This is a genomic window from Gorillibacterium terrae (assembly GCF_051594785.1).
In the GTDB taxonomy this organism is placed as follows: Bacteria; Bacillota; Bacilli; order Paenibacillales; family NBRC-103111; genus Gorillibacterium.
This window is the reverse complement of sequence record NZ_JBPPGI010000001.1, coordinates 2,180,895-2,200,377: the sequence shown is the minus strand read 5'-3', so window position 1 is coordinate 2,200,377 and position 19,483 is coordinate 2,180,895. Positions and strand designations below refer to the sequence as shown.

The window sequence follows — 19,483 nt, the reverse complement described above, 5'->3', positions numbered from 1 at the left end:
CATGTTGAATAAAGGACCAACCCGGAGCGAAGGCATTGCCGGGTTGGTCCTTTTCCTGTTCATGCCTGATTTGCACAAAATGAGTGCCGAAATGCATGCAAATCTAAAGGATTGTACTAGGCAATTCGGAGCATTGACTGGAAAAATATATCAGAATATAATCCAATTATTCCATAAACGGAAGGATGATGTGATGATATAACGTTACTTGTTAAGAAGGCCATAGTCACGTTTTTTGATGCAAACGTTTGCTAAAAAAGTTGAAGGTGAGAATTTAGTAAAGGTAAGGAGGGCTGGTTCATTATGACAAACCGAAAATCAAAGCGTTTCGTTCCTCTGTTGGTCATTCTTGCGCTTTGTTTCAGCTTGTTCGGGGTCAATTTATCAGGCGGCGTTTCTGCGGCTACCAATGCCGCTTATACCGTCACGTACACGAATTCGACGGCGGCTGCCGTAACCTTGCATTGGTCCACGAACAATTGGTCGTCGTTCACGGATACGGCGATGGCCAAGAACGGAACGACGTTCACGGTAAACCTCAATGTCGCCGAAGGGGCGACGCTCACTTACTGTTATCATATAACGGCTCCAACAGACTATTGGGATAACAACGGCGGAAAGAACTGGACCGTTCTCGTTCCGGCGAACGGGCAGTACGAATCTGAAAGCGCTTACCTTTCCGGCGGCGCTAAAATGAATACCAATCATTCCGGGTATTCCGGTCTCGGCTTCGTCGACGGCTATACAGCGGTGGGGGCGTCGACTGCCTTCACCGTTCAAGCTCCCGCTGCGGGAAATTATAGCGCGCTTCTTCGCTATGCCAATGCGACGGGCAGCAGTAAAACGGTTTCCATTTATGTAAACGGTACCAAGATTAAGCAAACCATCCTGGCTCCCTTGGCCAACTGGGATACTTGGGGCAACCAAGCCGAGACGGTGTCTCTGGTGGCCGGAAGCAACACGATCTCTTACCGTTACGATTCAGGCGACACCGGGAACATCAATATCGACTATGTGGCCGTAACGGCGATTGGCTCGTCTCCAACGCCAACCGCAACGCCTACTTCTACTCCAACGGCTACGCCGACCGCAACGCCAACCGTAACGCCAACCGTAACGCCAACCACAACTCCGACTGCGACGCCGACCGCAACGCCCACCTCTACTCCAACGGCCACTCCAACCGCAACGCCTACTTCTACTCCAACGGCTACGCCGACCGCAACGCCGACCGCAACGCCCACTGTTACGCCAACTGCAACCCCAACCGGCTTAACGGTTCACGTTAAGAGGCCCGCAAGCTGGAATTCCACGATTCGTATCCATTACTGGAACCTCGTACCTTCAACCGTTTCGACAAGCGGCGCTTGGCCAGGACTGTTGATGAAGGCTGACGGCAACGATTGGTACAGCTATTCTATTGCAGGAGCTACAAGCGCGAGCCTCATCTTCAACGACGGCAACGGCAAGCAGACGGCCGATTTGTCGCGCAGCACGAAGGAAGGCTGGTATTACACCGATAACGTCTGGTACGATGCCAACCCGGAAGCGCCCAAAATCCCGGTGATCTCGGCAGCGCCCGCCCCCAAGCTATACGATGCCGCTCAATCGGTAACTCTCACCGGCAGCAATACCGACGATAAAATCTATTACACGACGGACGGCTCCACGCCAACCACCGCCTCCGCCTTATACACGGCGCCCATCCAGGTCGCGTCGACCTTGACGGTCAAGGCTTTCGGGGTCAACTCGCTCGGTCAAGCGGGAAGCGCAGCGACCTTCGCCTATGTGATTGATCCGAATGCCGATGTGCAGGCGCCGACCATCACGGCCAACCTGCCGGTGAAGACCGATACGTCGGTTTCGGTGTCCTTCGTCGTGAAGGACAACAAGACGGCAGCGACCACCGCCTATTACACGGATAACAACACCGAGCCGACCACCGGCTCCAAGGTCTATCTGTCCGGCAATGCCTCGGCGGGCTTAACGGGACCCGCCATCGTTCTCACCAAGAGCACGACGCTGAAGTTCCTGGTTGTGGACGGGGGCGGCAACCGAACGACCCAGAGCTTCTATTACAATGTCGGCAAAGACAAGGGCGATTTCCGGGAAGATACGATCTACTTCGTCATTACCTCCCGGTTCTACGACGGAGATCCCGGCAACAACGTTCACGCCTGGGACGACGCGAAGGCGGGGAATCCGGATTCCGACCCGGCCTGGCGGGGCGATTTTAAGGGACTCATCGAGAAACTCGATTACATCAAGGCCCTCGGCTTCAGCGCGATTTGGATTACGCCGGTGGTCCAGAATGCAAGCGGTTACGATTACCACGGCTATCATGCGATTAATTTTGCCAAGGTGGACCCCCGCTATGAGTCGGCCGGCGTTTCCTATCAGGACTTGATCAGCGCGGCCCATGCCAAAGGGCTGAAGATCATTCAGGACATCGTCGTCAATCATACCGGCAACTTCGGCGAAGAAAACCTTTATCCCCTGTTTAAAAAGGACCCGACCAAGCCGGATACGGTTGCCAATCTGATCAAAACTTCGAATAAGCTGCCGGCCAACTACGATTCCCTGACCCCCGATCAGCAGTACCAAGCCCGCCTGGCGCTCATGAAGTCGGAAGCGACCAACAATAACATCTACCACACCGAGAAGAGCCTCTCCTGGGAGTCCTATACGGTGCAGACCGGACAGATCGCCGGAGATTGCGTCGACCTCAATACGGAAGAGCCGACGGTCGATCACTATCTGATCGACACCTACAACAAATACATCGACATGGGCGTCGACGCCTTCCGGGTCGATACCGTGAAGCATGTGAGCCGGTACATCTTCAATAAATACTTTATCCCCGCTTGGAAGGAGAGAGGAGGCTCCAGCTTCTATATCTTCGGAGAAGTGGCTACCCGGTACCGGGATGTGTGGAACAGCGGGATTCCGGCCATCTCCACGCCGTTCTATACCTGGAAAGAATCGAAAGCCTACCCGGGCGACGGAAAAGACGACTACGCCTCCAACAAAGCATCGGTGGAGCAGAACTGGGCGGACAACGCGTCCACGGCGGGACAGCCCACCTCGAACAATGCCTTCCTGACCGGCAACACTTACCATACGCCGGATTATTCGATGAAATCGGGACTGGATGTCATCGATTTTCCGATGCATTGGGCCTTCAAGACCGCACAGGAAGCCTTTAACATGAGAAGCGGCGACAAGTTCTATAACGATGCAACTTGGAACGTGACCTACGTCGATTCCCACGATTACGCGCCCGACCAGGCCCCGGAAAATCAGCGGTTTGCCGGGACCCAGGATACCTGGGCGGAGAATCTCGACTTGATGTTCACCTTCCGGGGGATTCCCGCGATCTTTTATGGCACCGAGGTGGAATTCCAAAAAGGCGCCGTCATCGATCCGGGCCCGAACGCGCCGCTCAGCACGACGGGACGCGCCTATTTCGGCGACCGTATCGTGGGCAGCGTGAACGTCCAGGATTATGGAAAATACACCAATGCAACCGGTACGCTTGCCGAATCGCTGAGCTATCCGCTGGCGAAGCATATCCGCGAGCTCAACTTGATCCGCAGAGCGGTTCCCGCCTTGCAGAAGGGTGAATATTCGACCGAGAATGTCAGCGGCGATCTGGCGTTCAAGCGAAGATTTACCGACAGCGCCAAGGGATTGGACAGTTTCGCGCTGGTGACGATTTCGGGCAACGCCACGTTCACGGGGATTCCCAATGGAACTTATGTGGACGCGGTCACCGGAGACACCAAGGTGGTCAACGACGGCAAGCTCACCATAACGTGTTCGGGCAAAGGAAATGCCAGGGTGTATGTCCTGAACGGCAAAGGCGGGATGGGCGAAACCGGGCCCTATTTGAAATAGGATGCCTTGCTGATTAGAATGATTACAAAAAGTTGCACGGCAACCGGGCATTTTGATTGAAACTTCCCCTGAATGCGCATACAATGGGAACAGAAACGTTGAGAACGTTTCGCAACCGACAATCTCAGGAATGGGGGAGACCGAATGAACAAGGCTGTAAAACCGCCGTTTGACATCCGCATTCAAACCGAAAGGATAGGCCAGGACTATCTTTTTGTGGTAACCGGAGGAGAAGCGCATATCGGGGCCACAGCCATGGCCTTCCACCAGGAGGATGGCAAGATTCATACCGAGCTCGGCGTCGCGCCGGGACATCGGGAGGATCGGCTCGCCCTCGAATGGGCGGGAAACGCCTGCACGCGCCTAAAGACGACCGTGACGGTCGTCATGGGCATTCACATTCCGTCGGCTTCGCGTGCCGACATCGAGCTTGCGGTGCAGACGGTGCGCGAGGAAATGAACCGCGTTCTCGACGGCTTGCTTGAGCCGGCGGCGGGATAAGCGCGCCAAGGCGGTTTTATGGCTTGTACCAACCGGATGCGAGAAGGCAGAAAGACGGCATGGCCCCGGGCCATGCCGTCTTTATCTTTCTATTCGAGAGTGCGAATCGGATTTACGCCTCCTCCGTCTCCGACCATTCCACGAGGTTGGGCCGTTCCTCCAGAATCGACTCGTATTGCTCCCGCGAGCCGAATTGGCCGTCCGGATCGAGCGATTGGTACCGACGGTATTTTTCCATCCGGTGTTCGGGCTTTGCCCAGCCCATGTGCTTGATGCGCAGGGGAGAGATCCGATTCGGAAGCTGAAAGATGTTCTCCGGGAACCGGCCGCAGTGCTGGGCCGTCTCCCGCCAGCGGTAATCCCAACCGGGGCGGTAGCGCAGCAGGAACGGGCGGTACCACTTATGGGCTTGCCAGAGGCTGTCCTCCCGGTAATGCGTCTCGCTCCAGAAGTCGTACAGCCGGAAGCAGTAGAGGTCGGTCTCATCCTGCTCGAGCAGGGCGGGAAGCTCCCGGAAGAACCGTTCCTCCGGGATCTCGTCCGCATCGAGGTTCAGAATCCACTCGGGGGATGCCGCGACGGTTTCCGCCCACTGCTGCTTGCGCAGCTCGACCTCATTGCCGAACCGGGAAGCGTCGTTGCGGACGTAACGGAGCGGAATTCCGTCGAGCGCTTCGCGGACGATCCGCTCCGTGTCGTCCGTGCTGGCGTCATCGACGATGACCGCTTGCGCTACGAAGGGCCGGCAGGCCTCCAGCACCTGTCTCAGGTAGCGTTCGGCTTCGTTGCGCACTACCATCGACAGGGTGACGCCTTTGCGAACGGAGGCGTCAGGCTCTGTCGGTTGCCCGGCCTGACGGAGGAAGGCGTCCGCCCGCTCCAGATCGCGATCCCGGTAGAGATGCAGGGCCGGCAGATGCGTGTCCACGTACAAGGACAGCCCCAGCGCGGCCGCCCGAACGCAAAAATGCCGGTCTTCGCCCCAGAAGGACAGGTTATAGATCGGTTGGAACGAAACCCCTCGTCTCAGCGCTTCGCTGCGGATCAGCGTACAGGCGCCGAGGCCGCCCACCGGGTACAGCCCGGGCGTTCTCATTTGCCGCAAAAATGCCTGATACCGGACCGCTTTCTCCGCTTCGGACAAGACCTCTCCGGGCTTTTGCTCCCACTGCTGGTATTCATCCCGCAGCCACACCTGCGGCTGTTCCGCCGCATCGGGCTGCCAGCGGGTCCAGAAGATTTCCGAGACGATCTCGACTTCGGCCGAATAGAGCCGGTTCAGCGTCTCCGGGTGAAGCAGCAGGTCGGAATCGAGCAGGAACAGTCCGTCCGCGCCCCGATTCCGCGCCGCTTGAATCAACCGGTCTTTGAACGCGGCGACCCGCCAGATCAGCTCCTCGTTCCAGTAATGCGTGGTGTCCGTACGAAGGTATTCGGCGGAGCCCGCCTCCGCTTGCCAGATCGAGCATCCGCTCTGCCGGCCGGCGAATTCGGCCAGAAGAGCGGAGCTGGCAGGATCGTCGTTGTCGTCGATGAACGCAAACTCCGCTTGGAAAACGGTGACGTTCAAGGCGTTCAGCGATTGCAGAAATTTGCACAGGATCGCCGGCTTCTGCTTAACGGGGCAGCCGATCAGGATATGCGGCAGGGTCATGGCGCCTGTTCCCCCTTTAGCTCCGCCGCCCTCTCGGCTATCCGTTTGGTGAGGTACTCGCGGTTGCCCAGCATGATCGGATCGTTCGGGCGGAAGTTCAGCGCGAGCTCGTTATGCTGCCAGGCCAGTTCATGGCGGCCCAGCCGGTCGTAGCAGACGCAGAGCTGCAGATGCGGCAGCCAAGTGGAGCAGGCGGGATTGACGAACGCCAGGTGATCCTCGGGCAGCTTGATTTCCGTTGCCAGCTTATACCAGAAGACAGCCGCCTCATACTGCTGCTCCGTGAGGAAGGAATGCCCGATCCGGCAGCAGAATTCCGGCCGCGGGGCGCCGTATTCCAGGGAGCGGAGGGAGGCTTCCCGTTCCAGTTGCGCATTGCCCAAGGAATGATAGCAGTCGGCCAGCTTGCCGCAAGCCGAGATGGAATCTTCCACCCAGCCCTTGCGGGTCATGAGGAAGGCTTCATAGAAGCGGATCGCCCGCCGCGGCAGGCCGTGGTCCTTTAGCTCGTTGGCGTAGTAATACAGATCGCGGGGGGAGAATTCCTCGCCGCGCGCATAGCGGGTCTCGTAAATCCGCAGGTTACGGTCCGAATCGCGTTCGGGTTCAAGGCTCCGGTGCTTGACGGCAATATCGCTGTGCACGATCCGTCCGCCGACCTCCAGGTATTCGTGGACCGCGCCGATCCAGCGGAAGCCCCGCGCCCGCTTGACCAGCCGGTTGCGGCGCAGGCTGAAGGTCACGTTGCCGTATTCGTCCTCGCCCAGGTGGTACAGCATGGTCACCGAATCGACCTTGGGGTCCAATTGTTCCTTTAAAGCGCGAAGCTTCTCGCGGTCTTCCTCCAGAAGCACGTCATCCGCGTCCAGCCAGAAGATGTAATCGCCCGTCGCTTGAGCGAACGCATAATTTCGCGCCGCCGCGAAGTCGTCCACCCAGTCGAAGGAATAGACACGATCCGCATAACGGCCCAGAATGGCGGGAGTCTCGTCCGTCGAGCCGGTATCCACCAGGATCAGCTCATCCATCAGATCGGCTACCGAATCCAGACAACGGGCGATGACCGCTTGTTCGTTTTTGACAATCATGCACAGGCTTATGGTAATCAGTGGGGCTCGACTCCTTCGCTCGGGTCTTGTCGTTTTGGTTCTCTACACCTTATTCCCTGCAAAAAGAGAAGATGCAGCAGAAAGGGGACAATCGCCGGGAGAAAGAACCGGTTTTTTGTAAAATATGCGCCTGTTCCCATACATGTCTGTTCGCCTATCCCATAAGAATGGTAGAAGGTGGCCGATTCATCAGAGGATGAAAGGGAGGCGGAAAAATGGGGGAAGCCCAGTATCCGAAGCTTGGACGGGAAGCGCCGCTGAACCGGGAGGAGGCCGTGACCCTTTTGCTGTCTTCTCTGGCCTTGGAGGAACGGGGACTTCGCTTTTTTCTCGGCGAGGAAGGGGCAACGCTCAGGGAGCTTCTCGAACCCGGGCCCGGTGCCACTGACGGTTCAGCCGGCTCGGAAGAGAAGGAAACGGAACGCGACCGCATACGAAAATTCTGGACCGAGCTGATTAAGCCGGAATGGAAGCGGCAAAATGCCCAAGACCGCATGGCCTCGATCTCCGCGGTTCCCGAGGAATCCGGGTCCATGGAGGCTATGGGGATGACGGACGCCCTTGCAGGCGGAGTCGTCATCCCCGGGGGCTCCGCCTTGAATGTAATCGGTCCGACCGGCAGCGCCGCGCTGCCTCTCGGCGGAGTCCTTCGGTTTCTGTCGGATACGTTGAGTATCGAGGTGACGAATCCAGGAGCGGCCAACGTTCGAATCGAAGACCGCTTGTCCGCGACGGGCGCAACCGGCGCAACCGGAGCAACGGGGGAAACGGGTGCCACGGGGGCGGGGAGTACCGGTGTTACCGGTGCTACCGGAACAGCAGGTACTACCGGCGCAACCGGAGCAACTGGCGCTACAGGTGCCACGGGCGTATCCGGCGTAACGGGTACCACGGGGACGACTGGAGCAACGGGGACGACCGGAACAACAGGCGTAACCGGAGCTGCGGGAGACACGGGAACGACGGGAGCGACCGGAGCAACGGGCGCAACAGGTGCCACGGGGGTAGCGGGGAGTTCCGGTGCTACCGGAGCAACGGGGCTTGCCGGAGCAACGGGGACGACTGGAACAACCGGAGCAACCGGTGCCACGGGGGTAACCGGGACTACCGGAGCAACGGGAGCGACCGGAACTACGGGGATAACCGGAGCAACCGGAGCAACCGGAACAACGGGTTCTACTGGTGCAACGGGGCTTGCCGGAGCAACGGGCGTAACCGGTGCTACCGGAGCAACCGGAACAGCGGGTTCTACTGGTGCAACGGGGCTTGCCGGAGCAACGGGGACGACTGGAACAACCGGAGCAACCGGTGCCACGGGGGTAACCGGGACTACCGGAGCAACGGGCACAACAGGTACTACGGGCGTAACCGGCTTAACTGGGATTACCGGTGCTACCGGAGCAACCGGTGCTACCGGCGCTACCGGCATAACCGGGGTGACGGGGGCTACCGGCAGCGTGGCAGCAGACGGGTTTTCCGCTTCGCTCGCGACGCTGACCACTTCGGCCAGTGCTCCGGTCACCGGCTTCAGCGTAGCCAGTCCCTACTACGGGAATGCCAACTTTAATTCGACGACGGGAATATTCACGGTTCCGACGACCGGAAGATACAACATCGAGCTGACCGCCAATTTCAGCACGACGGCCGCTCTCACGGTTTCGCTGGGCTCGGGAGTCAATCCTTATCTTGCCGTTCGCCGAACCTCTGCACCGGTGCAGGACTTGGTTACGGGGCTTTTTCCGATCCTGAACGTGAACGTGGCGCTTGTTCTTACCTTGAGGGCGATATTGGGAAGCGGATCGGTCACGTTATGCGCCGATGTTTCCCTAACCGCCGGAGATACCGTCGGATTGTTCTATGAGGCGGCCGGGCTTACGATCGGGTTGAACCTGGGCGGCGGCTCCACCAATCCGCTGGTCTGGTCCATCAACCGGATTCTCTGAAGAAGCGGAACAAAAGCCCCCGGACGGCTTGGACCGGGGGCGGCAAGTTACCGGGCGAGGGAGCGTTTCCCTTCCTCGCGCGAATAGGATCGAGAGCCGGCCGTCTTGTTCAGGGTGAACAAGTAATTGTATTTGGCCGCATGCTTGAGTTCATCCTGGAGGATGCCCTGCACCGTATCCCGATACACCCCCGCCGGCAGCCCGGAGCTCATTTTCCGGTATCGTTCGACGGCCGCCAGCTCGCCAAAGAGCGCTTTTTCGATCCCGGTGAGATAGGACTTGGGCTTTTCGTACGATTCGGCGGTCGCCGAAGGAGGGATTTCCTGGCCGGTCAGCTCGCGGTACATGGCCCGGAACATGCGGTTGTGGCCCCTTTCGTCTTCGCGGATCGAGGCGATGATGTCCTTTTGCTCTTTGGTCGGAGCCATCTCAATCAGATCGCTGTAAAACAATTCGTCGTTGCGTTCTCCCTGTACCGCTTGTTTCATCATATTCAGGGCTTCGGCATAATCCACCGCCCAGAGGGGGCGAAAATGCGCCGTCGGTGCCGTGCGGTAAACAGGGGGTCCATAAGGAACATACATGGCTCATTTCCTCCATCGCAAACCTATTTGATGTAGGCATATGCACCGGTATCCGATTCCGTGCAGGAACGGTTGGAAGTTTCCTCGGAAGCGAAACAAGCCGAAGCCGGTGAAAACCCGGCTTCGGCTTGTTTGATAATTCGATCAGACCTTCTTGGCTGAGTTTGATAACCTATCAGACCTTCTTGTTCAAGCTTCCTGGCTCGTGGCGGGAACGGGCGTTTCCTTCCCCCGGGTGACGATGCTCAGCTCGCCCGTCTCGGGGTGAATGACCAGACCGTGCACGCCGATATCCGCCGGGAGCAGGGGGTGGTTGCGGATCATGCTGACGCTGTCGGCAACCGCGTCGGTGACGGAATGGAAGCCGCTCAAGAACCGCTTCAGGTCGATGCCCGAATGGCTCAGGGTCCGGATGGTCTCGGAGGAGATGCCGCGGGAGGCGGCCTTCGAGAGTATTTCATCCGGGTTGAGGCTCGTCATGCCGCAGTCGTGATGGCCGACCACGAGCACCTCCTCGGCGCCGAGGGAATAGATCGCCACCAGAATGCTGCGCATGATACTCCCGAACGGGTGGGCGACGATGGCGCCGGCGCTCTTGATGATTTTGGCGTCGCCGTTCTTCAAATTCATGGCCTTCGGAAGCAGCTCCACCAAGCGGGTATCCATACACGTCAGGATTACGACTTTTTTATCCGGGAACTTCGTGGTCCGGAAAGCTTCGTATTCGCGATTTTGCACAAACGTACGATTGTATTCCAGAATTTCGGTCAAACGGGACATGGATTCCCCTCCTTTAGATTTACGGCGGATAACCTCCGTTGCGTTGCTATCTAGTTTAGCACATGCGGGCCTTTCGCTCCAATCGGATGAAACGGGTTTGAATTTTATCCCCGAAGCAAGTAAGATCGAAGGGAGTACATAGGCCAAGGCCATACTGGGAAAAGAGGCGAAGAGATGGAGGCTTTCGAAGAGAAAAAGCAGGGCTTTCTGGAGTACAACCACCGGATGAGGAGTTACTCCGAAGCCGTCGGAGTCATGTATTGGGACCTGAGAACGGGCGCTCCCAAGAAGGGGGTGGCGGTCCGGGCGGAAGCGATCGGCTTGCTGTCCACCGAAGCGTTCAAAATGTCCGTATCGGATGAAATGGCCGGTTACTTGGCTTTCTTCGAAGAAGCGGAGAACGCCAAGCAGTGCGATCCCTTCCTGAAGAGGCTGGTGGAGGAGAACCGCAAGAATTATGACCGCAGCGTGAAGATTCCGCCCGACAAGTACCAGGAATATGTGGTGCTGACCTCGCAGGCCGAATCGGCATGGGAAGAAGCCAAGCACGCGAACGATTACGCCCAGTTCAGCCCGTATCTTGCGAAAATCATCGCGTTCACGCGGGAATTCGTCGAGCTCTGGGGCTACGACAAGCATCCGTACGACACGCTGCTCGACCAGTACGAGCCGGGGATGACCGTGGAAAAACTGGATCAAGTATTCGGTGCGCTCCGCGAGAAGCTGGTGCCGCTCGTGAAGGCCGTCCAGGAATCGAAGAATCAGCCGGAGACGGAATTCCTGTATCAATCCTTCCCGATCGACCGGCAAAAGGCGTTCAACCGCTACATTCTGGAGCAGCTCGGCTACGACTTTGACGCCGGACGGGTCGACGAAACCGAGCATCCGTTTGCCACCGGCCTCAACCTGGGAGACGTCCGCATTACGACCCATTACAAGGAGAACCATTTCCTGGACGCGCTGTTCAGCACGATCCATGAATGCGGCCATGCGCTCTATGAGCAGAATGTTTCGCCGGAGCTGGATCGGACCATTCTGTGCTCCGGTACCTCGATGGGCATTCACGAATCGCAATCCCGGTTCTGGGAGAACATGATCGGCCGCAGCCGCCCGTTCTGGGACCGCTATTATGCCGATCTGGTCAAGGAATTCCCGGAACAGCTCTCCGGCATCTCGAAGGAAACCTTTTACCGTGCCATGAACGAGGCCAAGCCGTCGCTGATTCGGACGGAATCCGACGAGCTGACCTACAACCTGCACATCATGATCCGTTACGAGCTGGAAAAGGATATCATCGCCGGCAAGGTGACGGTGGAGGAGCTTCCGGCGCTCTGGAACGCCAAATACGAGGAATACCTCGGCATCACCCCGCCGAACGATACGAAAGGCATCCTGCAGGATGTGCATTGGGCAGGCGGGAGCTTCGGCTATTTCCCGTCGTATGCGCTCGGCAATATGTACGCGGCCCAGTTCGAGAAGACGCTGCGCCAAGAGCTTCCGAACCTCGACGAGCTGGTGGCGAAGGGCGATTTTGCCCCGATCCGCGGCTGGCTGAAGGAGAAAATCCATCAGTATGGCGCGATGAAGACACCCGGCGAGCTCGTGACCGGCATCACCGGCGAAGAGCTGAATCCGGCTTATCTGGTGGAGTACCTGGAGCGAAAATACAAGGACGTCTATCAACTGGCCTAAGCGGCGCTTAAGCGAAAAAGTTCGGCATCCACAGGAGCGGGATTCGGCGGCAGATTACTCTGCCGGTCGGAACCCGCTCTTTTTCATGCGGCAAGCCGCCAAGCCGCTCTTTTGTGCCGTTTCTCTCAGCAAAGAGGCCGCCAGCCCGAGCCGAATCGGCTTTTCGGGCAGAGGGGCTGCTATTTTTTGCGACTTAAGGTTCCTTTAAGGAAAGGATAACGTCCGCTTAAGGCAGGTGGTTCACAATACAGAAAAGCAAACCGCCGCAGGCGGAGACGGACCTGTAGAGAAGGAGTCGGTAAGATGGAAAAGAGATGGAAGAAATTCGACGGGTACTTGGCGATCATCACGGTGATTTCCCTGTTCCTCAATGTATTCGGTATCTGGAGGGACAAATACTCCAATTCCTACTACACGGCGGCGGTCGCCAGTATGATGGAGAATTTCAAGGCCTTCTTCTTCGGGTCGCTGGACCCGGTCGGCTTCGTCACGGTGGATAAGCCCCCGGTAGTCTTTTGGGTGCAAACGGCATTCGCCAAATTGTTCGGCCTGCATGGCTGGAGTGTCATCCTGCCGCAGGCCCTGGCCAACGTCGGATCGGTGCTGCTGCTGTATTTCCTGCTGAAGCCGAGCTTCGGCAAGCTGGCGGCCCGCATGGGAGCGCTGATTCTGGCGCTGACGCCGATCGCGGTCGTGATCAGCCGCTCCAATAACATCGACGGCATGCTCGTCTTCACGCTGCTGCTTGGCGCCTGGATGCTGATGAAGGGCGTCCGCACGAAGCGCACAGGCTGGCTGTTCGGCGCGTTCGCCGTGATCGGCCTGGCTTTCAACATGAAGATGCTGCAAGCGTACATGGTCGTCCCGGCGTTTTATCTGTTCTATTGGCTCGCCGTGAACGTCAATTGGAAGAAGAAGCTGGGCATTCTGACGGGCGCAACCGCCGTGATGCTCGTCGTCTCCGTATCGTGGGCGGTGATCGTCGACTCCATTCCGGCGGATAAGCGGCCGTATATCGGCAGCAGCGAGACGAATTCGGTCCTGGAGCTGGCCTTCGGCTATAACGGAGTAAGCCGGTTGACCGGAGACCGCAACAAAGGCGGCGGCGGCTTCCCCGGCGGGCAGATGCCCGGCCAGGCGGAGCGAACGGAGCGCGGCGCGGGGCAAGCGGGCGGCACGAACGCGGCAAACGGCGCGGCGGCCAACCCGAATTTTCCCGGCGCCCCGGACGCGACAGCCCCGGACGGGCAGAACGGCGCAGCCCCCGGAGGCGCTCCCGGCGGCACGAACGGCTTCCCCGGCCAAATGCCGGGCGGCGGTCAGTTGCCCGGCGGCATGGGAGACGGCGGCGGTATGAACCGGGGCGGCGGCGGGATGTTCAATACCGGGCAGAAGGGCGTGTTCCGTCTCTTCCAATCCGAGCTGTCCGGCCAGGCCAGTTGGCTCCTGCCGTTCGCTCTCCTCGCAACCATCGGCCTGCTCTCCGGCCTTCGCTTCCGCAAGAGCCTGACCGACCGCGAGAAGGAGACGCTGTTTTGGCTGGCTTGGCTGGTGCCGGTCGGCGGTTTCTTCAGCATCGCCGGCTTCTTCCATCAGTACTACCTGATCATGTTGGCTCCTCCAATCGCGGCGCTGGCCGGAGCAGGCTGGAGCGCATTGTGGAGCTTCTACCGCGACAAGCAGGGCTGGAAGGCATGGCTGTTGCCGGTGTCCCTCCTGGCGACCACGGCATTTGAGCTTTATGTGCTCAATCCTTATTCGGCGACGATGGGAAAAGGCTGGGTGATCGGCGTCGGGGCGGGCGGCGTCATTCTGGCGCTCCTGTTGCTGCTCCGCATGCTCCAGAGCAAGGCCGCCTTCGGCGCCTCCGTTCTGGGCATGCTCGTCCTGCTGGCGGCTCCCGGGTACTGGTCGTATCTGCCCTCCACGGAGAAGAACCCCAACTCCTCGGTACCGGCGGCCGGACCGACGGGAGCGGCGGGAATGTTCGGCTTCGGCGGCAGCCGTACCGCGATGGGCAACATGCCAGGCGGGTTCTCCGGCGGCTTCGGCGAACGCGACGGCGGCCGGAGAGGCAACGCCAACTGGGGACAGACCGGCGCGACGGGCGGAACGGGGACGGACGGCGCGGCGAACGGCACCGGCGGAAGCGGGACCGATGGCAGCCGGACGGACGGAGCAGGGTTGGGCAACGGCGGCGGAAAAACCTCCGCGAACGGAGGTGACCGCACCGGTCTGAACGGCGCGACTGTATCCGGCGGGTTTAACTTCTCGCGCGGCACCTCTTCGGTGGATCAGGATCTGGTCCGATACCTGACCGAGCACAACACCGGCGAAAAATACCTGTTCGCCACCACCAGTTCGCAGACAGCGGCTCCCTACATCATCGAGACCCGCAAAGCCGTGATGGCGATGGGCGGCTTCTCCGGCTCCGATCCCATTCTGACGGTCGATAAGCTGAAGAAGATGGTCGAGAACGGGGATGTGAAGTACTTCCTGCTGTCCGGCGAAGGGTTCGGCGGACGAGGCGGCTCCTCCGAGGTTACCCAGTGGATCGTTCAGAACAGTACCGCTATAACGGAAAGCGAATGGAAGGCAGCGGCCTCGGAGGACGACGGTTCGGCAGGCATTCTGGGCATGGGCGGGTTCGGCGGGACCACGCTGTATGAAATCAACAAGTAACCGAAGGGGTGAGGAAGATGGAAAGACCGATACGCTACTCGATCGTCATTCCGGTATACAACGAGGAAGCCGTTATCCAGGAAACATACCGCCGCTTGCAGAATGTGATGGATACGACGGGGGAGGCGTACGAGCTCATCTTCGTCAACGACGGCAGCCGGGACCAAACGGCCGCTATCATCGGAGACTTTTGCAACCGGGACGAATCCGTCAAGCTCATCGACTTCGCCCGGAACTTCGGCCATCAAGTCGCCATCACGGCGGGTATGGATTACGCGGCGGGGGATGCGGTCGTCGTCATCGACGCGGATCTGCAGGACCCTCCCGAGCTGATCCTGGATATGATCGCGAAGTGGAAGGAGGGCTATGAGGTCGTCTACGCCAAGCGGATCGCCCGCAAAGGCGAGACCTGGTTCAAGAAGGCGACCGCCCGCGCGTTCTACCGGCTGCTGCGGGCTTCTACGGAGATCGACATTCCGGTGGATACCGGCGATTTCCGGCTCATCGACCGCCGGGTGTGCGACGAGATGAAGAAGCTGCCGGAGAAGAACCGGTTTGTGCGGGGGTTGGTCAGTTGGGTCGGCTTTCGACAGACGGCCATCGAGTATGTCCGCGAGGAACGGTTCGCCGGCGAGACCAAGTATCCGTTCGGCAAGATGCTCAAGCTATGCCTGGACGGCATCACTTCGTTTTCCCACAAGCCGCTCAAGCTGGCCGGTTACGCCGGAATCCTGTCATCCGCCGCGGGCTTCCTCTACATGCTGACGATCTTCTACCTGAAGCTGTTTACCGACAAAGTCGTGCCCGGCTGGTCGTCCCTCATGATCGTGCAGCTGTTCTTCAGCGGCTTCATCCTCATCATGCTCGGCGCCGTGGGCGAATACATCGGCCGGATCTATGAGGAGTCCAAAGCCCGGCCGCTCTATATCGTGCGCGATGTGATCGCGAGGCGGGCGGAACCGAAAGCCGTTCCCGCTCGATCGGAGTCCTCGAACGTTCGCGAGCTCGCAGCCAGGCGACGGTCGCTGTGATCTAGTACCCGGAGCCGCATTAGCCCGTAAGCTAAGTTGACGTGAAGCGGCTGGCGGACTGGCATCTGCCCTGTTAAGACAACCCTTGCTTGAATCCCCGGTGTGACGTTCTCCGACAAGGAGATGCGGGCGCCGGGGTTTTTGCTGTTCGCCCAGGCTCTCCGAATGGGACCTATTCGCCTATAGGCGCATACACTGTCGTTAGCCAGAGTGACAGGGGAGGTATGAGGATGAACAGAGGCATCAAAATCGGCACGTTCGCCGTTCTGGCGCTGGCCCTTGCGCTCAGCGGCTGCGGCAAAAAGGAAGCGTCCAAGGTGAAGATCGGCGAGGTGACGCGGTCGATCTTTTATGCGCCGCAGTATGTCGCGCTTACGCAGGGGTTCTTCAAGGATGAGGGCCTGGATGTCGAGCTGACGACGACGGCGGGCGGAGATAAGACGATGACGGCGATTCTGTCCGGGGTCGTGGACGTTGGCTTGGTCGGCTCCGAGACGTCCATCTACGTTGAGCAGCAGGGCTCGGATGATCCGGTGATCAACTTCGCCCAGCTCACGCAGACGGACGGGACCTTCCTGGTCGCCCGCAAGAACAAGGGGACGTTCGATTGGAACGAGCTGAAGGGGAGTACGTTCCTCGGCCAGCGCAAGGGCGGCATGCCGCAGATGGCCGGCGAATTCACCCTGCGCAAGCACGGCATCGACCCGCATAAGGATACGACGCTGATTCAGAACATCGAATTCGCCAATATTGCTACGGCCTTCGCGTCCGGCACCGGCGATTACGTTCAATTGTTCGAGCCGCAGGCTTCGGTGTTCGAAAAGGAAGGCAAAGGGACCGTCGTCGCTTCCTTCGGCGTGGAAAGCGGCCACTTGCCGTATACCGTGTTCATGGCCAAGAAAAGCTTCCTGACCAAGCATCCGGAGACCGCGCAGAAATTCACCAACGCCATCTACCGGGCGCAGCGGTGGGTTCAGGAGCAGCCCGTCGACAAGATCGTCGACGCCATCGCCGATTATTTCCCCTCGACGGACCGCAAAATTATCGAGAGTGCCGTCGAGCGCTACAAGAAGCAGGAAACCTACGCGCAGAATCCGGAGATCGATGAAGCGGAGTGGAACAATCTGCAGGACGTCATGCAGCAGGCCGGCGAGCTCAAGACCCGGGCCGACTTCCAGAAGCTCGTCGACAATGCCTTTGCCGAAAAGGCCATGAAGGAACATCCGTAAGCCGCCGAAATAAGCGGTGAACGCAGCTTTGCCGTAAAAGGAGGGGATGAGGCGTTGAGCGAACCTTCTTTGCTCCTGGACGGAATCACTCATGTCTATGTGACCGACCGGGGGGCATCGCTCGCGGTGGACGATATTCACCTGGCGGTCCACCCGGGCGAATTTGTCAGTTTGGTAGGCCCAAGCGGTTGCGGCAAGACGACCCTACTGTCGATCATCGCCGGCTTGATCCGTCCGACGGAGGGCACGGTTCGGGTTGCGGGGAAACCGGGCGGCAAGCTGTCTCCGCGGGTGGGCTACATGCTCCAGCAGGATTACCTCTTCCCTTGGCGGACCATCCATGACAATGTCATGCTCGGACTGGAGTTGAGTGGCAAGGCGGATGCAACCCGGCGCAAATGGATTCTGCATCTGCTCGACGAGCTCGGGCTCCTGCAGGTCCGGGACAGTTACCCGCACCAGCTCTCGGGCGGCATGCGGCAGCGGGTCGCCCTCGTGCGGACGCTGGCGACCGAGCCCGATCTGCTGCTGCTCGACGAGCCCTTCTCCGCGTTGGATTATCAGACGCGGCTGCAACTCGAAGAGTTGATCCTGGAAATCCTGCGGACGCACCGGAAGACGGCGCTGCTCGTGACCCATGACATCTCCGAAGCGGTCGCCATGAGCGATCGGGTGCTGATCATGGGCCGCAATCCCGGTCGGATTCGCCATGAGCTGCAGATTCCCGAGAATATCCGCCGGGCGAGTCCGATCGAGGCGAGGGAGCTTCCCGGGTTTCACCCGTTGTTCCACGAAATCTGGCGCGAGCTGGAAGACCCCGACGGCAAGGAGGGAGCGTCGTGATCATCATCGGCAAGGAGCGCGACAAGCTGAACCTGACGCTCCAGACCCATAAGACTTACCTGGCCGGACGCAGGCGGCATCGGCTCCAGGTGAGGCTGACGCAATTGGCGATTCTCATTCTGTTCTTCGGCTCATGGGAGTGGGCGGGCCGGACCAAAGCGATCGACGTGCTTCTGTTCAGCTATCCGAGCAAGATCGTCGGCCTGCTCGCCGATATGACCCGGGACGGTTCGATCTTTCCCCACATCGGCATGACGGTTACGGAGACGGTGATCGGCTTCTTCCTCGGCACGGTCTTCGGAACGGCGCTGGCCGTTATGCTCTGGTGGTCGCCGTTCGTCGAGCGGGTGCTCGACCCGTATATCGTCGTGCTGAACAGCATGCCGAAGGTGGCGCTCGGTCCGCTCTTCATCGTCGGTCTCGGCCCGGGAATGCTGTCGATCATCGGGACGACGCTGGCCGTGAACGTCATCATCACCACCTTGGTCATCTTCGCCAGCTTTCGCGAGGTGGATTCCGGCTACATCAAGGTGGTGCAGCTCTTCGGCGGAACCCGGACCCAGGTGTTCCGCAAGGTGATCCTGCCGGCGGCTTATCCGGCCATCGTCTCGACGCTGAAGGTGAACGTCGGCCTATCATGGGTCGGGGTCATCGTCGGCGAATTCCTGGTTTCCCAGCAGGGACTGGGATACCTGATCGTATATGGGTTTCAGGTGTTCAATTTCACCTTGGTGCTCGGGACCTTGTTCCTCATCGCCATCGTCGCGACGCTGATGTATCAAGCCGTGGCCTGGCTGGAGAAGCGGCTGATCCGGTCGAATTAAGGGGCCGGGAGACATTTGCGGGAAATTTTATTATAGGAATAGAAGGAATTGACTCGAATTCGGCAGCGAAGTATGTTTAATGGGACAGCGGATCTTCCCTATGTACCGGCAAGCGGGTGCGGAAGTATGATCCCGCACGAATCGCTTCCGGAAGGGGAATTTATGGGGAATTCTGAACTTGAACTGACTACGGAACGTCTGGTCCTGGTATGCGATACCTATGAAGCCATGTGCCGGTCGGCTGAGCTTGGCGATGAATTGGCCGCCGACTTCAGTCAATTTTACAAGCGCCATTTGGCATTGGCGGATGAGGGGTCGTTTGCCAGGGAAGACCTGATCTGGTATAGGACGTGGACCTTCTATGATAAATCCGACAACACGGTCGTCGGCGGGGCGCTGTTCAAAGGCAAGCCCAACGACAACGGCTATGTCGAAATCGGCTACGGCATGGCGGATGACCGGCAGGGACGAGGCTTTGCCACCGAGGGGAACGGACGGCTTGTCCGTTGGGCGCTCGAGGAGATGAACGCGGCAGGCGTCACCGCCGAAACGGAGAAGGACAACGCCGCCTCCATCCGCGTATTGAAGAAGCTTGGTTTTGAGCATACGCATGAAACGGATGAGTTCTCCTATTGGCTGAAGCTTGGGTCGCACTTGGGTAAATAGAGGAGCCGCAGGGAAGAAGAGAAGCGTATTGAAGCTTCTCTTCTTTTT

14 protein-coding genes are annotated in these 19,483 nt (G+C 59.0%); 10 read left to right on the top strand and 4 right to left on the bottom strand.

Features of this window, described 5'->3' with window-relative positions; translation table 11 throughout:
• Positions 1-303 precede the first annotated feature (303 nt).
• Positions 304-3,897 carry an alpha-amylase family glycosyl hydrolase gene (locus ACSEXS_RS09740; RefSeq protein WP_438432957.1) on the top strand — a complete coding sequence of 1,198 codons (3,594 nt, stop codon included), beginning with the start codon at positions 304-306 and terminating at the stop codon, positions 3,895-3,897.
• A gap of 144 nt (positions 3,898-4,041) precedes the next feature.
• Positions 4,042-4,398, top strand: coding sequence for a prenylated flavin chaperone LpdD (lpdD, locus tag ACSEXS_RS09735; protein WP_438432956.1), 357 nt, complete (start codon positions 4,042-4,044; stop codon positions 4,396-4,398).
• Between the two features lie 112 nt (positions 4,399-4,510).
• On the opposite strand, the gene ACSEXS_RS09730 is transcribed toward lpdD, so the two are convergent.
• Both ACSEXS_RS09730 and ACSEXS_RS09725 read right to left on the bottom strand, forming a co-directional pair.
• Positions 4,511-6,052, bottom strand: coding sequence for a glycosyltransferase (locus ACSEXS_RS09730; protein WP_438432955.1), 1,542 nt, complete (start codon positions 6,050-6,052; stop codon positions 4,511-4,513).
• The gene (locus ACSEXS_RS09725; RefSeq protein ID WP_438433124.1) at positions 6,049-7,161 is read right to left on the bottom strand and encodes a glycosyltransferase family 2 protein; all 1,113 of its coding nucleotides are present in this window, start codon (positions 7,159-7,161) and stop codon (positions 6,049-6,051) included. The genes ACSEXS_RS09730 and ACSEXS_RS09725 overlap by 4 nt, the downstream gene beginning before the upstream one ends.
• Before the next feature lie 215 nt (positions 7,162-7,376).
• Between ACSEXS_RS09725 and ACSEXS_RS09720 the strand changes: the two genes are divergently transcribed.
• Complete coding sequence (locus ACSEXS_RS09720; protein ID WP_438432954.1) at positions 7,377-9,104, top strand: hypothetical protein; 1,728 nt, start codon at positions 7,377-7,379, stop codon at positions 9,102-9,104.
• Positions 9,105-9,151: 47 nt separating this feature from the next.
• Here the strand turns inward: ACSEXS_RS09720 and ACSEXS_RS09715 are convergent, their stop codons facing one another.
• Complete coding sequence (locus ACSEXS_RS09715; protein ID WP_438432953.1) at positions 9,152-9,688, bottom strand: ferritin family protein; 537 nt, start codon at positions 9,686-9,688, stop codon at positions 9,152-9,154.
• A 189-nt stretch (positions 9,689-9,877) separates the two neighbouring features.
• Positions 9,878-10,468 carry a beta-class carbonic anhydrase gene (locus ACSEXS_RS09710; RefSeq protein ID WP_438432952.1) on the bottom strand — a complete coding sequence of 197 codons (591 nt, stop codon included), beginning with the start codon at positions 10,466-10,468 and terminating at the stop codon, positions 9,878-9,880.
• A 174-nt stretch (positions 10,469-10,642) separates the two neighbouring features.
• Here ACSEXS_RS09710 and ACSEXS_RS09705 point away from each other — a divergent pair, with 174 nt between their 5' ends.
• The 7 genes from ACSEXS_RS09705 (at position 10,643) to ACSEXS_RS09675 (ending at position 19,435) form a co-directional block, all read left to right on the top strand.
• Positions 10,643-12,160 (top strand): carboxypeptidase M32, encoded by a 1,518-nt coding sequence (locus ACSEXS_RS09705; protein WP_438432951.1) that lies wholly within the window; start codon positions 10,643-10,645, stop codon positions 12,158-12,160.
• A 303-nt stretch (positions 12,161-12,463) separates the two neighbouring features.
• Positions 12,464-14,842, top strand: a complete 2,379-nt coding sequence (locus ACSEXS_RS09700) for a glycosyltransferase family 39 protein (protein ID WP_438432950.1) — start codon at positions 12,464-12,466, stop codon at positions 14,840-14,842.
• Positions 14,843-14,859: 17 nt separating this feature from the next.
• Complete coding sequence (locus ACSEXS_RS09695; RefSeq protein WP_438432949.1) at positions 14,860-15,873, top strand: glycosyltransferase family 2 protein; 1,014 nt, start codon at positions 14,860-14,862, stop codon at positions 15,871-15,873.
• 230 nt (positions 15,874-16,103) lie between these two features.
• On the top strand, positions 16,104-17,102 hold the full coding sequence (locus ACSEXS_RS09690) for an ABC transporter substrate-binding protein (protein WP_438432948.1): 999 nt from the start codon (positions 16,104-16,106) through the stop codon (positions 17,100-17,102).
• A gap of 54 nt (positions 17,103-17,156) precedes the next feature.
• Entirely contained in the window at positions 17,157-17,945 is a 789-nt protein-coding gene (locus ACSEXS_RS09685; protein WP_438432947.1) for an ABC transporter ATP-binding protein, read from the top strand.
• Between the two features lie 32 nt (positions 17,946-17,977).
• Positions 17,978-18,769, top strand: coding sequence for an ABC transporter permease (locus tag ACSEXS_RS09680; RefSeq protein ID WP_438433123.1), 792 nt, complete (start codon positions 17,978-17,980; stop codon positions 18,767-18,769).
• 162 nt (positions 18,770-18,931) lie between these two features.
• Positions 18,932-19,435, top strand: a complete 504-nt coding sequence (locus tag ACSEXS_RS09675; protein WP_438432946.1) for a GNAT family N-acetyltransferase — start codon at positions 18,932-18,934, stop codon at positions 19,433-19,435.
• The last annotated feature ends 48 nt before the right edge of the window (positions 19,436-19,483 follow it).

Bases quoted from the DNA above. Each gene is read 5' to 3' on its own strand.
- ACSEXS_RS09740 (WP_438432957.1), top strand. From the start codon at position 304: ATGACAAACCGAAAATCAAAGCGTTTCGTTCCTCTGTTGGTCATTCTT.
- lpdD (WP_438432956.1), top strand. From the start codon at position 4,042: ATGAACAAGGCTGTAAAACCGCCGTTTGACATCCGCATTCAAACCGAA.
- ACSEXS_RS09730 (WP_438432955.1), bottom strand. From the start codon at position 6,052: ATGACCCTGCCGCATATCCTGATCGGCTGCCCCGTTAAGCAGAAGCCG.
- ACSEXS_RS09720 (WP_438432954.1), top strand. From the start codon at position 7,377: ATGGGGGAAGCCCAGTATCCGAAGCTTGGACGGGAAGCGCCGCTGAAC.
- ACSEXS_RS09715 (WP_438432953.1), bottom strand. From the start codon at position 9,688: ATGTATGTTCCTTATGGACCCCCTGTTTACCGCACGGCACCGACGGCG.
- ACSEXS_RS09710 (WP_438432952.1), bottom strand. From the start codon at position 10,468: ATGTCCCGTTTGACCGAAATTCTGGAATACAATCGTACGTTTGTGCAA.
- ACSEXS_RS09705 (WP_438432951.1), top strand. From the start codon at position 10,643: ATGGAGGCTTTCGAAGAGAAAAAGCAGGGCTTTCTGGAGTACAACCAC.
- ACSEXS_RS09700 (WP_438432950.1), top strand. From the start codon at position 12,464: ATGGAAAAGAGATGGAAGAAATTCGACGGGTACTTGGCGATCATCACG.
- ACSEXS_RS09695 (WP_438432949.1), top strand. From the start codon at position 14,860: ATGGAAAGACCGATACGCTACTCGATCGTCATTCCGGTATACAACGAG.
- ACSEXS_RS09690 (WP_438432948.1), top strand. From the start codon at position 16,104: ATGAACAGAGGCATCAAAATCGGCACGTTCGCCGTTCTGGCGCTGGCC.
- ACSEXS_RS09675 (WP_438432946.1), top strand. From the start codon at position 18,932: ATGGGGAATTCTGAACTTGAACTGACTACGGAACGTCTGGTCCTGGTA.